Source organism: Paenibacillus durus ATCC 35681 (assembly GCF_000993825.1).
Lineage (GTDB): Bacteria > Bacillota > Bacilli > Paenibacillales > Paenibacillaceae > Paenibacillus_AQ > Paenibacillus_AQ durus_B.
In genome coordinates this window covers 355,774-371,523 of the sequence record NZ_CP011114.1, presented here as the reverse complement: position 1 = coordinate 371,523, position 15,750 = coordinate 355,774, and the positions used below count along the sequence as shown (strand labels likewise).

The window sequence follows — 15,750 nt, the reverse complement described above, 5'->3', positions numbered from 1 at the left end:
AGCCGTGAAAAATAAACGGGAAGCGTACTCGTTACTTCGCCGCCGGGCTCGGGCTCGCGCTTGCGGAAGCCGCCGGAGATGATGCCGCACGCGGATCATCCTTCAGAACCAGCGTGTAATCTTCGGCCTCAATCATGCTTCCGGCAGTCAGCTTGGGGGAAGATACCAGCGTTACCCTCACCTGGTATGGCGCAGGTTCTGGCGATGCGGAGCCGTTATCAGATGGGAGCGGAGATACCGGCGTGCTTGAAGCGGCAAGCGGCTCCCCTGACGGTGACGGCGAACCGGCTGCTCCGGCCGCATCTTCCATAGAATCCGTTGGAGCAGCCGAAGCAGGCGAAGACGCTCCGCCGGATGCCGCTCCTTCCGCATGGGTCTCTGCGTCCGCCGGATTTCCATCCGTTCCATTCCCACCTGTTCCGCCGCTTCCGTCTGCTGCCGCAACCGCACCGCCTGCTGTGCTTGAATCCCCCGCGTCCGCAGCGCCCGAAGGAGCTGGGGATTCCGGAGCCCCACAGCTATGGTCCAGACCGCCAACTTTATAGATGACAGCCTTTCCTGCACCGGAATCCACTTTAATCTCCGCAGGGTTAAACTTTCGGCAGGCGTCTGCAGAGGCGAAGGCGAACATCAGTGAGCTTCCGCCCTTACCGTCGCCTTGCTCAAGATACGCGGCGGCTTCGGGATAACTTACGATCCCCGCCCCCTGCGAAGGGGAAGGCTCCGGCGAGGCTGCCGGAGCGGCTTCGTCTCCGCCGCCTTTCAGCAAGCTGGCGGCCAGAACTCCGGCGGCCAGTAGAAAGATGACGGCCGTTCCGAGGAGCATCAGCCGAGACCGGCTGCGGCGTACCCACTGCGCGAGCGGCGAGGCTGCCTGCGACCGGGCTTCGCCGTATACGCCTTGCAGAGCGGGTCCGGCTGCGGCCATGTAATTTTTACGGAAATCGCGGTTCTTGAACGCATCACGGTCATGGCCCGCAAAATATTTCAGAATCGCCCGCCGGTAGCCTGGATGAAGCTTCTTGGAGGAAATGGAAAATAGCGGACTGTCCTGCGACCAGGCCAGGAAGCGGTACACCGCCTCCTTATCGCCATCCGCATTGCGGCGGATATGCTCCAGCAGCGCGACATACTCCAGCGGCCCTCCCTCGCGGGAACGGCTGTGGTAAAAGGCAAGCGGCAGGCGGGCGAACGGCTCCGCACCCCGGCCCTCCTTCAGCCAGCGCCGTCCGAGTAGCTGCACATCATCCATCTCCTGCGGGGACAACCCGTCAAAAATATGCTCGTCCGGATTCTCTTCACCGAACCAGCGGTACGCCGCGCGGAGCACGTTCGCCTTCCGTCTGCTCTGCAGATCAAGCGGCGGGTCCCACTCGCCCATATCAAGCGAAAAACGGACGAACGACAGCTCTAGCAGCTGCTCCTCGGTAATGTCGTCAAGCGAAAGCCGGTCCAGCAGATACCGGTCCGCCGCAGCGGCCAGCTCCTTCTGAAGCGCCAACGCTTCCGGGCGGATTCCGCCCCTCCGGCGGCGGTCTTTCTCCGCTTGCTCGATGTAATCATGGATCGCCGCCACAGCCGCAACAGGATCGCGTTCCCGCGCCAGTTTCTCGGGCAAATAGTCCCTAAGGCTGTCAACGACGGCAGGCTGTCCCAGCGCTTCCGGCATGAACCTGTCCCAATGCACGACAAATTCCAGCAGGTCCGCAGCTCTCGCGGCGGATGCAAGCCTAAGTTCCACATAAGGCTGGAACAGCAGCCGGGCAAAGACCGGCGTCGTCAGCAGCTTGCCGAAAAAGGCGGCGGCCAGTTCCCCGCTGCTTTCAATCACGCTGTACGCCGCCGACAGCGCATCCACGCGGCCCGCATTTTGCGCGTTCAGCATCCCGTTGATGAAATAATCCACAATGCGCGTCCGGTAGTTATGTCCCTTCAGCGAAAAGTAGTCCCGGAAGCTCTCCAGCACTGCCTTCTCCGGAATGTTTTTCTGCCGCACGGCATCGAACTCGCGGTCAAAGCGCTCCAGGAACAGATCATTTAGCCGGATTTTCGATTCCAGCGCTCCTTCTCCATCCAGATAGCCCAGCAGCCCGCTGAGCACAGCGCTTTTGTTCTCCGTATATAAAGCTTCATTTCCCTGCTCAATCCGGTAAAAAACAGCCAGCTCGTTATAAGCCCCAAGCGACAGCTTCCGCTCCGCGCTCGTTCCCCCCAGCATAATATCCGCAAACACGGCAAAATCTTCTGCAGCCTTGGGTTCGCGCAGCAGCTCCCAGGCAAGCTCCAGAAATGGCTGCGGAGCGGAGGCAAAATCCGCGTTCAGCGTCCGTCCGGCGGCGAAATCGAAGATAAAATCCTTCTCCGTCGCCCGGTCTCCGGGGCGCAGCGAGCCTGTCTCCACGAACGTCAGGTGGATGTATTTACGGCTTTGCGGCTCCTTCGCATATGTGATGACCCCGAGTCTGCGCCGGAATTCAAACGGAAGACAGCACAGCAGCACTTCGGTCAAATCGGCTGCCCGTGCGGACAGCTCCTTTACGGGCGTGTTCAGCGATATGTAGATCTTCTTTTTGCCGGACACCGATTGCATGACCGCCTGGAGCAGGCTTTTGAACATTTCCTCGCTAATGCCCAGCGATTTCAAGACTTCCGCCGGCCTTGGGCGATTTCGGCGCGGTACCGGAATGCCGCTTAGCACCGGCAGGGCTTCCCCCGGTTCTCCACTGAACCCATTCGCAAAGTCCGCGTGCAGATAACCGCCGTAATCCCGGACGATTTCTTCGGCTCGCGAGGCGGGAAGAACATAGTTGTGGGTGAAAAAAGCGCTGCGCAGACCCGTGAAATCCGCCGCCTGGAAGACGCTTTGCCCAAGCACGGTCTCCCCGCTCTCGAGATGGAACAGATGCAGCGCGGGCGGATACAGCGACTCGTCCTTCTCGCCTTTTGCGGCCAGCTCCGCCGGAGCGTCGTACAGGCAGAAGGGGTGCAGGATTTTTTTGACAAAATTATTGTCCAGACTCTCCGACTTCGCCACCGTGTCAAAACCCTCAGTGGAGCGGTAGACACCGCGCCGTTCACGGGTGTACATCTGCTGGGCGATGCCGGCTTCCGAATGAATACTCACCGCTTAATCGCTCCCCTCGATGAATTTCAGCTTGTGCAGCAGCCACAGGAACGGTTCATCCACCCGGATGGGGCTGACGACGCCTTCGATTTTCTGATCGACGGGATTGCTGCCAAGTGCCGAAACCGCGAAGTAGGCGGTATTGGAGAAATACACATCCATCGTATCCTTGAACGGACGGTCCACCTTCCCGATAAAATAGCTGATCTCGCCGTCGATATTGCCGACCTCGTCCATATTCAGCGTCCCGCGGTGAACGTAATTGTTGAATACGTTGCTGTTCGCTTTAATGTAATCCCCGTCCTCGTCCTTCAGCGAGTGCAGCATATCGCTCTTGGTCAGTACAACGGCGGTTGGAATATCCGTTCTGCTCTTCTCCTGATAGGCGATGAAATCGCCGAACATCGTCAGCACCACGTCGCGCGGCTCATCATACTGCGAGACCCATTCGCCGGGACGGTCGCCAATGTTGATGTGGATTTTCTCGCGGATTGAACGAATTTGCAGCGGATCGACCATGAACAGGATGCCCGCCGAATTCTTGATATGCTGGCCGTGCAGCCCGAGGTAGTCCTGATCGACCATGCCCTCTCCCGCGACATCGAAGAAGACGAGCGTCAGCGGAGGCTTCTCCTCATTCTTGAACACGAATTGAAAAATAAACGGCTCCTGCATCTTCTCCTTCTGGGTCGAAGACAGCAGATCACCGCGCTCGAACAGCGGGTCCTCGTACAAACTGCGGAATTTGCGGCTGATTTCGGCGTTCAGCGGCATGCAGGCCGCGTCGAAATGTCCGGCCGTCGTATGCTGAAGCGTGTGGATCAGCGAGGTCATGTAGACCGATTTGCCGACCTGAGATGCGCCAATAATCGAAATGATGTTGCTCGGCACCTTCCCCGCGGTCACCGGCAGCTCGTTGTGGCAGTGTGGGCAGAGACGTCTGCGGGTAAGCTTTCCGTAGCGGTCGGTAAGTCCGGTCAGCACATGATCGGTATAATGATGATGCTCCTCCGGAATGTCGGACGGCGGAATGATCGCTTCGAGATCGTCCACCGAATCGAGTCCGAACCGCTCGCGGTATTTATTGAGCACATCGTCTTCGCCCAGCGCGTAATCTTCATCGTCATCCCGGCTGTGCGCGGCCCGAAAGACCACGTCCGAAGGAGCAAATTTGCTGAAGCAGTACGGGCATACAATATCATAAAAAAGCGGGCGCGGCTGCGGCTGATTCTTTTTTAAAAAGCGGCTGAAAAAGGACATATATTCTCCCTCCCAAGAAGAAACGGCTGCGCCGTCCTGTTAGGGACGGTATCGTTTCTCGTAGAAATATAAGGCAAATGCTAAGCGCGAAGCTTATACTTTCTTATATTTTAAGAAGAAACGCCTGACGGCGTCTTTTCAAAACGCAGGTACGTTATATTTCAAAATAGCCCTACAAAGTGCAAGCCATGGCCTCGAAGCATACTCAGGTACTTTGCGAGGACCCCGAAAAATCATAAGTTCTATGCATAATAGAAGACCGCCCTACAGGACACGGCTTCCATGCGGACGGCGCAGACCCCCTGCCCCGATCATTCCGGCACAAGCTCATAGTACCGGCCATATTTCGGCCCGTCGGTAAAAAAGATACGGATGTGATCATCCTTACCGATCTCAATCGGCGGAAGAGCGTTCCGTCCGGGCGCGAAATCCTGGACAAAGGGAAAGCGGATGCCATCCTCTTTATCCGCCGGATAACCGCCGCGTTTTTTGACATAGCACAGGACTTCCCTGCCGACGGGAACTTCCGCCGTAATGGTCATATGTACGGTCTGTTCCTTGCGGAACAAGCCCCGTTTGCGGTCAATCGCGTAATAGATCCGGGCTTTGCCCGCGCTGACGGTCGTACGGTTCTCGCCGTCCCTCTGGCGGACCAGCAGAGTCTCCCCATTCTCCGTCACCCGGGCAAACACAGTATAGACGACCAGACCGATTTCTTCCAGACGGTCATAATAACCGCCGCCCGCCTTGTATTCTTCACGCGTATACAGCTTCAAACTACCGGGCGGACGGCTGTCCTCTTCCGGATGCTCTCCGCCGCCTGGGCCTTTGTGGATATAGACCGCCTGCAGGCCGTCCGGCCAGCGCCACCGGAGCGTGCAGGTCCGATCCTCCACGCGCGAGGTTATATCCGTGATCGCCGGCAAGTCCGGTGAATGCTCGATGTACCTCATCGCCGCACAGCCCCTTTCCAAGTAATCTTCACCTTGCTGCTAGAAGCCTTTGCTGCTTCGATTCCCGCGTGTCGGAAAACCCTGCGACGGTCGCTGGGACGGCTGTGCTTCTCCCCGCCCCCTCCGGGTCAGGCGCCCTTCTCCCACCGGAACGATTGCGGTGAACAGCGCGATTACTCCGGTCAGAAGCAGCACGGCTAGCAGCCGCACCATCGCATTCAGGAAGCCATGGCTGCTTAGGCCGTATTCCAGCGTGAGGCCGGCCAGGAGGCCAGACACGATCCCTCCCAGGCCGAAGCTCTTGGCCAGATGGCGGTTGTCGAAGACGATGCCGAGCCCGAGCCCGAGCGCGGCGCCGATCAATACAAGCGACAGAATACGCAGGGCCCCGTAGTAAGGACTATGCTGCGTGTTGTCCGTCCGCTCCGTAACCAGCGTCCGGTCGCCGAGACGGTCGTAAATCTGGCGGAAAATGTCGGCCAGCCGGTTCGCGTCCTCCACATCATAATATTGTCCGCCGGTTGTCGCGGCGATTGACTTCAGCAGGGCAGGACCGGAAGGATCGCTCAGGCTGAGTCCGATGGTGTTAACTGCGATACCGCGGTCCACGTACGCCTGAAGCTCCGTACTGGTATCAAGCCGGCTTACTCCGTCCGACAGCAGAATAACCATCGCTCCACGGTCGGCGGCACTGTCGCCGTTAATGACATTCAGCGCCTCCGACAGCGCGCCGCTGAGATTCGTTCCGCCTTGAGTCGTCCGCAGATTGTTAATGGCTGACGTCACCTGCTCCCGGTTCCCCGCCTTCGCAAGCGAAGTCAGAGGCTGAACGACCATCGCCTCATCGCTGAACGTCAGTACGGCTACCTTGTTATCCCCATCCATCCGCATCACGAGGTCCCGGGCTGCCGAGTAGCGGCTGTTGCCGGGATCGCTCTGCTCCATGCTGCCGGAATCGTCAATGACCATCACGACATCCTTGACCGTCTTTAGACCGCCAAAATTGAGTTCATATACGAACTCCATCAATATCCCCACGCCCAGCAGTATAACAACGGCCAGCGGGAGCAGCTTCCACGATAAGCCAAGGTAGCGCTGGCGCCATGACCAGCCGTTCAGTCTGGGCGAAATCATCTCCGCCAGCAGACAGCCGAGCCCCATGCCAAGCGCCACAATGGCAAAATAAAGGCCGATGACCAGAATGGAAGGCCATTCTCCGAGCAGACGCCCCAGCAGCAGCTCGCCTAAACAAAAGGCGACCGCTCCGCCAATCAGACTAAACAAGAGGAGTAGCAGATTTAATTTTCGCTGCATTAGTTCATCATCCTTTCAGGTAATACGGGTCCCTGATCCAGGGCCGTCTCGCCCCTAGCGCAGAGCGGGAAGCGACTCTTCGTCCACGCCATGCAGTTCATAGCCATTCTGTAAATAAGTCTCATAATAGATCCGGCCGTTGCGGTAGTATAACAGGTCCTCCAGATGGAACCCGCCCATCAGGTTCAGCTTCTCCACGCCGCTGCGCCGCAGCTCATGCACATAGCCCAGCCGGTAGATGCGCGTCTTCTCGTCCGCAGAAAGCGCATAGCGCATAAATTCCGAGCCGCTGTCGCCGAAGAAATATTTTTCCTCATGCCGGTGCTCCTGGGTGTACTCGAAGAGACGGACATGGATGGCCGCCTCCTCTTCCAGCGAGCGGTACAGGCGCCGGAACAGCTCCTCCTTAGATAATACCTCCCGGTTGTCGTACGCCGCCGCGACATTTGCACGCCGCAGCAGTTCTTCCTCGAAGGAAAGCGCAAAAGGCTCCGCCGTCAGAATTTCCCGGCCGCATACCTCGATCAGCCGTTCCAGCACCGTAACAATGCCCTGGTCCAGCAGGTCCGGCATGCTTCCCATATAACGCTCGCTCACCAGGGCGCCGAGACCGCGCCGAGCTTCGATCTCGCCGATCACTTCATCGGTAACGATGCGGTAATACTCCATAATGTTTCGGCCAATATCGCTTTCGGCCCGGCCGATGCTGTCCAGCGCCGCCGCCTTCAGCTCCTCCTCCAGCCGCTCCATCGTCTTCACCCGCTGGACGCTTGCTGAATGGAGCGACTCCAGTCCGGCTTCAAGGCGGGCGCACAGCGCCAGCTCGCTCTCTAGCAGCAGCAGCTCATACTTTGCGCCGTAGCCTTCGGCAAACAGATAATGGATGAAATTCCGGACCGTCCGCTTATCCATCAGCGGCACCCGCTGAAAAGGCAGCCGGTCCACACTGTCCCCGTACAGCAGCTCCAGTTCTTCCCGTGATGAGACAATCGCTGCTCTGAGGCCGGCCATATGCTGGCGAAGCCCGTGCAGCACGCTGCCGGCATCGTCCCTGTCAGCGGTCCACTCCGCCAACTGGAAGAACGTGATTCCCGGATTTGCTCCATCTGGTGAAGCTAGCAGCGGCGCCCATTCCCGCAGGGGATCGGCGGCTTCCAGCCGCTTAGCTGCGGGCGAAGCGAAATTGCTCTGAAAGTAGGCTTCGCCGCCGCCGCCGAAGATCAGCTCTTCCGCTTCGCGAAGAGACAGCCTTCTAAGCTCATGGTAGGAAGGGCGTCCATGGCTCATCAAGCCCGTCATCTCAAGGATTCCTTCCTTATCCGGGAGCAGCCGCCGAGCCAGCTCCCGCAGACTGTCAGGGCTTAAGCCCAGCAGCTCCAGCCGTTCACGCGGGCTGAGCCGGCTCTCGCGGGACATATCCTCCCTGATCCGGCGGAACGTAGAGTACAGCACAGCCAGCGCAATCTGCCGGTTCGGCCGTTTGACGCCGGAGAAGCCGGCAGAGGCGTATCCCTGCCGGCCCGTGCTGCCCCTGATTCCGCTTTTGAACGCCATATTGTTGTAGCCGGCCTGTTCCGGGCCGAAGCCGCCGGAAGGCCGCATCACATTCTTCAGCAGGCTGATATGGGAAATAATTTCGTAATTGTCCTCCATTCCGCCCGCCGGAGACGTGCCGTGCTCGTTCTTATCCGATAGGACGTAAACAAGGTCGAACAGCGGCGAAGGACCGTGGCTGACCGGAATGGACAGCCCGTCTTCCGTGACGAGCAGCGGAGCGGTATATTCATAATCCGGTGCCTGCATTCCCTCCAGCTCACGCAAGAAAGCCAATCCCACAGAGCTGGAAAGCCCGAAGCTCTCGGCTTGTTCCCGTTCGCTGATCAGGGCGAACAGGTCGGTCTGCACCGATTTGAACGACTGGCCGAGCACGGCGCGGGTCAGCAGCGTGATTTCCGGCAGCAGCACATTAAGCGGGTCGTCGACCCGCGTAATAATGGAGAGATGAATGACATCGAAGGAGGAATACAGACGGCCGTAATCCGCTATGCCGTCCGTCAAGCGCCGCAGTACGGTGTTCATCTCCGCCAGATAGCGCTGCTCTCCGTGAAATTCCCGGTACAGATCCCGGCGGAGCGTGCGGGGATCGCGGCCTTCAGACCGGGGAAGAATCATCGTTCTCACTTGGCCTGAAAGCCAGTCTGTCACGGCGGACGCCGGAACCCAGCTCCGGTCATGTACGCCGCCGGGAGCGGTGCCGCCATATGCAGGCTTCCCGGCTCCAGCGAATGACGCATCATCCTTCCGGCCGCCGGATTCCTCCGCCTCCCAGCCTTCTGGAACGGCATGCACCGCCAGAACGCCGCCGGCGTTATCCCATTTGCGGCGGCAGCTATCCAGCACGGGCCGGATTGCGGGCGCCGTCTTCTCTCCTACAAACAGAAACAGAGCAGGGTAATGAATGCTGCTGCGCCTGTCACCCTGATCCTGCAGTCGGTCCTCCCGGGCGGCGTATTCCGCCGCATAATGCATTGCCAGTGATCTGATCATAGGCTTACTTCAGCTTTCTGCGGATGCTGCCGAGCTTTCCGGTCATACCCTTGTAGAAAGCGTACATTTCGTCGCCATCAGCATGCTCCACCCGCTCGTATTCCAGGCTGTCCCGCGATTCCAGGAAGGCTTCATACAGGCTATCCAGCTTATTCAGCAGCGGGGACACATCCTCGGACGCGGTCATTTCCGCAGCGCGCCGAGCCGTCTTCCGCAGCAGTACGCTGCGGCTCTTCTCATCCAGCGAGCGGAAACGGCTGTAGACCGCATATTCCACGTAGCTGCGTTCCTTCATCAGATTGGCGAACGGCTCCCAAGCGTCCTCTTCCTCGTCTTTGTCGTAGACGAAGAGCGCCCCTTTTTTCACAATAACATCGGTGTAGAGGGACTCCAAGAACTGGTCCAGCCATTTCTCCTCGTCCAGATACTGGCGCAGCACCGCATCCAGCTCTTCCGCTTTGGCCGAGATCGCCTCAACCTTCGCCAGCTCCTCGCGCACTCTTGTTGTAAGCTGCGGCGAGCGGATCAGATTTTCCTGGGCCAGCTCCCGGCTAATGCTTCCGAAGATATCCTTCGCGACTTCGCGCTCCAGCCCATTCTCACGCAGCCTTCTCAGCTCGTCCGCCGCTTTCTTCACTTCCCCCAGATTCGGCCGGGGCGCATGAAGCTGAAGGTCGTAGCCGCGCAGGAACGCTTCAATATCGAACGGCTTTCTGAACACGACCGAATAGCGGTTGCTCGTATTCTCATCCAAGCCTTTTTCAACAATGATTCCGGCTTCCAGCGCCTTGGCGAAGTCTGCGCGCACTCTGGCATTGTACTCGCGTACCCGCGCGTTGCTGTAAGTATCACCCCAGGATTGCTCCGGAATCGGCGACGGCAGATACGTCCAGTTGTTCTTGTCCGTCTGCACCAGATGGCGGCCGATTCCTTCCTTGTCGAGAATGGTACGCTCGTAGTTCTCTTCATATACCCGCAGCGGCGTATAGACGAACAGCGGCACGCCGTTGCGCGTATTCAGCCAGAATATCCGGTTCTTGACTTCGCTCTCCTTGACCGTAAAATGCGATTTGCCGAGCGCGTTGTTCTGGTAATTGCGAATCCCCTTCAGAATGCCCGGCGCCTTCACAGGCACCGATACGAAGCCCCATGAAGGGAAGTGCAGGCTGCCCGAGCTGTTGCTGAGATGGAAGACCGGCACGGCCTCCTCGTCAAGCTTCCCGGCAACCGTACGTTCCACCAGCTTGTCAAGCGGCTCCTCGCTGCCGTATTTCATCGTCAGAAAATCCTCCATCGACCGGGTGATCAGATCCCCGAACTTGTCGCTAAGGAACTCGGAAATGGAGCGGACAATGTCGATCTCCTGCTCTCTGACCCAGCGGCTGGAATTTCGCAGCATTTCCCGGGAAAAGTCGCGGATCAGGTCGTCGCCGTCTTTTTGATCCATAATCTTCGAGATCGTCTGCGCAATGTCCGGCACGCTTACGATATTCCAGTAATACGTCTTGTTGCCCTTGTGGTCGGTCTGTTCTTCGCCGCTTGTGAGGATATCCCCATTCTTGGAAAAAATCGAGCTGAGCGCGTTCAAAATCTCCGTAAACACGCCGTAAATCCGGCTGTTCTCCTCGTTCAGCAGCTCGTAGAGATCCTCGTAGAACTCGATCATCCGCTCGGTGCGCTCGGTGTCGGCATGCAGCCAATATTCGTTGATTTTCGCGTCGATATAAGCGTTCTTCTTCTTCTCTTTCGAGACAAAAGCGCTCCGCGCATCGCCCAGTTTGTCCTCCGCCGACTCCCGGGCCGTCTCGATATCACGCGGCAGACGCAGCAGATTCTCGCGCAGCGCTTCAATGTAGGACTGGATCAGCTTCAGGATGCAGAAGCCTTTTTCCGTATAGATCAGCCGCGACACATAGAACGGCCCCTGCTCGGGATGCAGGAACGTCCGCTCCATCTCCTCGCCGAAGCGTCCGACGATTTCGCCGGGAAGCTGCTTTCTCACCTTGATGTACTCTTCTCTTACGCGCGATAGAAAGCTCTGCTCCAGTTCGGTGTCCATATCGACAACCTGATGCTTAATAACATTGGAATGGCTCAGCCGTTCACTGTTCTCATAGCCGGGCAGCGGCTCCTGCACACGGGCTTCGAACGACTTGATTACGCTCTCCAGATCGATGCCGAGCTTGCGGGCTATTTTTTCGACATCCTCCTGCCCTGGCGCCTGATGGAACATTTTATCCATTTTGTCAAACAGACGGTAAGCAAGGTACGTCGTCATTTCCTCAATCGGTAGTACGGCGGACGAAGCCCCGATAATGTTGTATTCGTAGTTGGCCGGATAGCTCTTGTGCATCTGCGCGATGTTCGTGCGGATGTTGCTGATATAGTCGTGGATGGCGAACTCCTCGCCCGACTGCTTCTCCTCGCTCGCCATAAAGTTCGTAATGTTCTCCGCCGTCACGTTCATGCAGTAGTCGTATGCGTTCTCCAGCAGCTTGCCTTCCGTGTTCGTCGCCGAAATGAGGTGGCACAAATTGAACGGAGGAAGCGGTGAATTGACGGTCAAAATATTGCCATACTGCTGGCGGAAACGCTCGCCCCGGCTGTCCACGTTCATCCAGTAGTCCAGCTCCTTGAGCGCAGCATAGCCATTCTTTCGGATGTACTCGCGGGTATGCTCGCTGAGGCTCTTGTTCGACAGGTTCACATCCGGCGTGAACAGATACCCGAGTGTATTGACGCGGTCGATTCCGGCAGAGCCGTAATCACGCTCGATGATGCCCCGCACAATGTAGGCGATGTCGAGAAAAGAGCCGCTGCCCGTGCCGCCGGACAACCCCGTCAGCAGGAAGACCATCAGCTTCTTGTTCGTACCGACCGACAAAGTTTTGATCTTCTTGTCGATCGCGCCCACAACCTGGTTGATCTTCGTGAACAGCAGCAGCCGTCCCGCCTGCCGTACGCCGGCGGCGCCGTTCATGCCGTCCGTAATGCTGAGCTCGGGCGACAGCCATTCCGTAATGTAGGGGTCAAGGATGCTGCGGTTCTGCAGCAGTCCGCCGATTTCGGCGTTGGACAGTCTCACGAACTCGTTCTGCGGGTCGAGGCCGATGCCTCTGTATTTCTTGCCGAGGTCCTGCTCATTCGTCTCGAAAGCGAGGAACTCCACATTGTCCGGCTTATCCCGCTTCTTCTTGGAAATCGGGTCCTCCGGCAGCTTAAACCGGCGGTTGATCTGGTATTTCAGGCGAAGCAGGGCGTCGATGCCCGTTCCTCCAAGACCGATAATCAGAATCGGATTGTCGATCGTGTCAACTCTGATTTTGTCGCTGACGATACCTCCGCCAAGCGAAACGTCAAGCTGCTGAATATGTTCTCTTACGACCGGTTTCATATTTATCCCCCTAATTCTATACCAAATATTCCAGCATAATCGTCTTGTCCACGCTGCTGAGCGGAACCGAAATGCGGTCTCCGCTCTTCAGTTCCAGCCCCCGGGAGGCGTCGACGGCCCGGCCCGATTTCTCAACGGCGATCCCGTCGCCGCCGCGAAGCTGCAGCCGGTCGTGGTTGCCCGGCGTGAAGACCAGCTTCTCGCTTTCCCTAAATTCCGGAGCAAGCTGAAGCAGCTGGTGCAGATTGAATCTGCCCCGGAAGCCCGTCAGCTTCTTATACTGCGGATACGTCTTCTCGCCGGTGTTCCCGTCCAGCACCTCAATGACCAGCTGGCCGACAAAACCGCGGTTCGCTTTCTTCCGCAGCATCCAGATAAAGGCGGCAGCCGCCAGAACCAGCAGGATTCCGGCAATAATCAGAATCAAGGTCCACGACCTGCCGCCGTCCTGCTGCTCGCTGCCGGCCGTACCTGCGGTGACAGGCGCCTGGGTGGCCGCTCCGCCCGCGTTCACTTTCACTACTTGGCTCTCGCGGTAGAAGCTGCTCTCTTCCGCCCGGACTTTCAATTCGTAATTGTGGCTGTCCTTAACTTCGAAGCTCCCTTTGAACTCGCCGCCTGAATTGTCCAGCGGAAGCTCTTCCGTCTTTCCGGTGTCCAGGTCGGTCGCCAGCAGCACCGCCTTCATGTTCCCGTACAGTGCCGCTTCATTCACCTGCGTACCATTGTTGAATAAATGGGCGGAGATGTCTACCGTATCGCCTTTCTTGTAGGTCTTGGACGGCACAGCGTCCATTTTAAGCTCAAGATCGTAGTTGAAAATCAGATTGATGTCGATTTTATCCTTCGGAACGCCCTTGATCTGGAGCTTCCAATCTCCTTCCTTCGGGGACAGCAGCTTCAGCAGACTGTACGTCGACGACTTGGACAGCAGCACATTGTTCGAAGGAATCGCCACGTCCGCCCCTGACGGGTCGGTCAGCTTCGCCGTTACCGGCTTCGACGAGATGATGGAAATGTTGGCCTCCAGGACGCTTGCATTCGGGACGGTCACCGTTACCTCCTGGTACTCGCCGCTGGCCGTTATCGACTGCACCGGCACCACTTTAAGCTTCAGATGATCGGCAAAAATCTCGCTCAAAATCTCGGGCAGATCGTCTGCGGTATTCGTCGCGAACGCTTTGCCGCCCGTCTGGTCGGACAGCTTGGCAAGACTTGCCTTATTGAGCTTGCCGTCCGCATTCAGGCCGATCGTGTAAATCGGATAACCTTTCTTCTTGGCGGTGTCTACCGCCGCGGTCAACTCCTGGTCCGACTCGCTCTGCGTCCGGCCGGTCGCTTCATTCAGGTCATTGTTACCGTCGGCCAACAGCACGATCATCGGCTCATGGGCAGGATCGCTGCCGTTCTCAAGAACCTTGACCGCCTCATCTACCCCGACGGCAATATCCGTGTAGGAGCCCCTATCCAGACCGACGATAAAATCCTTCAAATCCTGCTTATCCGAAGGCGAGTTAATCGTCAGGAGCGCCTTCTCGCGCTGCACCTTGTCGGTGTAGGCGACGACGCCGACCTTGTCCCCCTTCGCGGACAGCATATCTATGAACATCTTCATCGCCTCGCCGGCGATGTTGTTCTTATCGCTCGTCTTCATGGAATTGCTGACGTCGAGCACCAGCACGGCGTCAATTTGCGACGACGCGCCCGGCGGAGCAGACTGGGCAGCATAGGCCGGTAACGCCGCAAACGGACCCGCCGCGAAGCAGAATACCAACAGCAGCGCGGCAAGGCGCCGCGTGAACCAAGACAATAACCTTCTATTTCGGACATCGTTACGAAGCATGATTATAACTCCTCTTATATTTGATAGACGGCATCTTAGACCGGGTCAAGGCAGCTAAATTCTGTCAATAGCATGCCATTATGATATAATTAAACCCTGTAAACTTCAACTTAAGGAACGCTGAGCAGGCAGGGACGGGCGGCATCCGTCAGCCTTTTTCGAACCCTATTCGAGCGCGCACCGTTCCCCTAAGAAAGGACAGCTCCATGATTTCATACGTTATACTCGGAATTACGTTTCTCTATACCGTCATCCAAATTCTCCGCTATTTCCTTCGGGGACGCAGGCCGGTTGCCCGGGAAGAGATCGACGGGCGGCTGCTGGCCTCGCTGAATGGAGGCGACAGAACTCATGACTAAGAAAAAACCGGTCGTTCTCCGTCCCTTCAAAGCCCCCCGCTATTCCTTCGGCAAATTGCGTGTATGCAAGCGATGCGGACGGTTCACCGCCCTGTCGGAAGAGCGCTGCCTCTACTGCGGCAGAGCCGCCCTTGTCTCCGTGGAGGAGCGGGCGGTTTCGCTTGCCGGACGCCGCATGACGGTATCCCTGCTGATCGTCGCCTTGCTGACGGCGGCGGCGGTCTATTTCGCCGCGGACTCCCTGCAGCGTGCCTTGTGCGCGTTGGGCGGGCTCGCCCTGCTGGCGGCGCTCTTCGCCGCCCAGCGGAAAGCGCGTCCGGCCGAAAATCTGCGCACCCTGGACGAACTGCTCGGCCGGAATATCGCCGCGGTCAAAGAGGGCCTGGAGGTCAACCGGCAGGAAGCCGTGTCCGTGCTGCGGGAGAATGATACGCTTGCCTATGAGAAGCTGCGCGAAATCGCCGTGCTGCTCCGGGGCGACCGCGTCGCCAGGCAGCGCGTCGCCCTGCTGCACGGCTTCCGGCTGCGCAAGGACATGGATCTTGAGATGGAGCAGCTGCTGCTAAGAGATTTTGAACCGCTGCTCGCGGAATACATCGGCGAAGTCGCAAGACTCCGCCGCGATTTGATCAAGGACCGCACCCTGCGCTATGTGCAGCGGTATGAGGCCCAAATTCTTGAAATGAAGGGCGGCTCCGCGATCCTCGCCGCAGTGGCCGGAGCGGCAGTCCGCATGAAGCGCTACGCCCTGCTCTACTCCGGATTCATCAGCCGTTACGCCCATTCGCTTCCGCGCGACCGGTTTCTCCGCCTGCATCAGTTGATCTCCGCCTACCCGGATGAGTCCTGGAACGGCCTCGATATCCGGGTCCAGGAAATCCGGGAAGCCAAGTACCGCTGGGACCCTGATTTCGGGCAAGCCCAGCCTTAAGAGGCATGACGCTAAAAGGGGCTAC

At 58.1% G+C, this 15,750-nt stretch carries 9 protein-coding genes; 2 read left to right on the top strand and 7 right to left on the bottom strand.

Annotated elements, in window-relative coordinates; translation table 11 throughout:
* Positions 1–31: 31 nt before the first annotated feature.
* From VK70_RS01700 to VK70_RS01670, 7 genes are all read right to left on the bottom strand, one after another.
* Positions 32–3,124 (bottom strand): GAP1-N2 domain-containing protein, encoded by a 3,093-nt coding sequence (locus VK70_RS01700; RefSeq protein WP_052755973.1) that lies wholly within the window; start codon positions 3,122–3,124, stop codon positions 32–34.
* A gap of 3 nt (positions 3,125–3,127) precedes the next feature.
* Complete coding sequence (locus VK70_RS01695; RefSeq protein WP_025698245.1) at positions 3,128–4,384, bottom strand: TRAFAC clade GTPase domain-containing protein; 1,257 nt, start codon at positions 4,382–4,384, stop codon at positions 3,128–3,130.
* A gap of 311 nt (positions 4,385–4,695) precedes the next feature.
* Positions 4,696–5,337, bottom strand: a complete 642-nt coding sequence (locus tag VK70_RS01690) for a hypothetical protein (protein WP_025698243.1) — start codon at positions 5,335–5,337, stop codon at positions 4,696–4,698.
* A 39-nt stretch (positions 5,338–5,376) separates the two neighbouring features.
* On the bottom strand, positions 5,377–6,651 hold the full coding sequence (locus tag VK70_RS01685) for a vWA domain-containing protein (RefSeq protein ID WP_025698242.1): 1,275 nt from the start codon (positions 6,649–6,651) through the stop codon (positions 5,377–5,379).
* A 54-nt stretch (positions 6,652–6,705) separates the two neighbouring features.
* Positions 6,706–9,198 carry a transcription initiation factor TFIID gene (locus VK70_RS01680; RefSeq protein WP_046722697.1) on the bottom strand — a complete coding sequence of 831 codons (2,493 nt, stop codon included), beginning with the start codon at positions 9,196–9,198 and terminating at the stop codon, positions 6,706–6,708.
* A gap of 4 nt (positions 9,199–9,202) precedes the next feature.
* Positions 9,203–12,592, bottom strand: coding sequence for a tubulin-like doman-containing protein (locus VK70_RS01675; RefSeq protein ID WP_025694347.1), 3,390 nt, complete (start codon positions 12,590–12,592; stop codon positions 9,203–9,205).
* Between the two features lie 16 nt (positions 12,593–12,608).
* Positions 12,609–14,435 (bottom strand): vWA domain-containing protein, encoded by a 1,827-nt coding sequence (locus VK70_RS01670; RefSeq protein WP_051504981.1) that lies wholly within the window; start codon positions 14,433–14,435, stop codon positions 12,609–12,611.
* A 206-nt stretch (positions 14,436–14,641) separates the two neighbouring features.
* On the opposite strand from VK70_RS01670, the gene VK70_RS28175 reads away from it, so the two are divergent.
* A complete protein-coding gene (locus tag VK70_RS28175) occupies positions 14,642–14,794 on the top strand; it encodes a hypothetical protein (protein WP_155986868.1) in 153 nt (50 codons plus the stop codon).
* Positions 14,787–15,725, top strand: a complete 939-nt coding sequence (locus VK70_RS01665; protein WP_025694345.1) for a hypothetical protein — start codon at positions 14,787–14,789, stop codon at positions 15,723–15,725. Before VK70_RS28175 ends, VK70_RS01665 begins: the two co-directional genes overlap by 8 nt.
* The last annotated feature ends 25 nt before the right edge of the window (positions 15,726–15,750 follow it).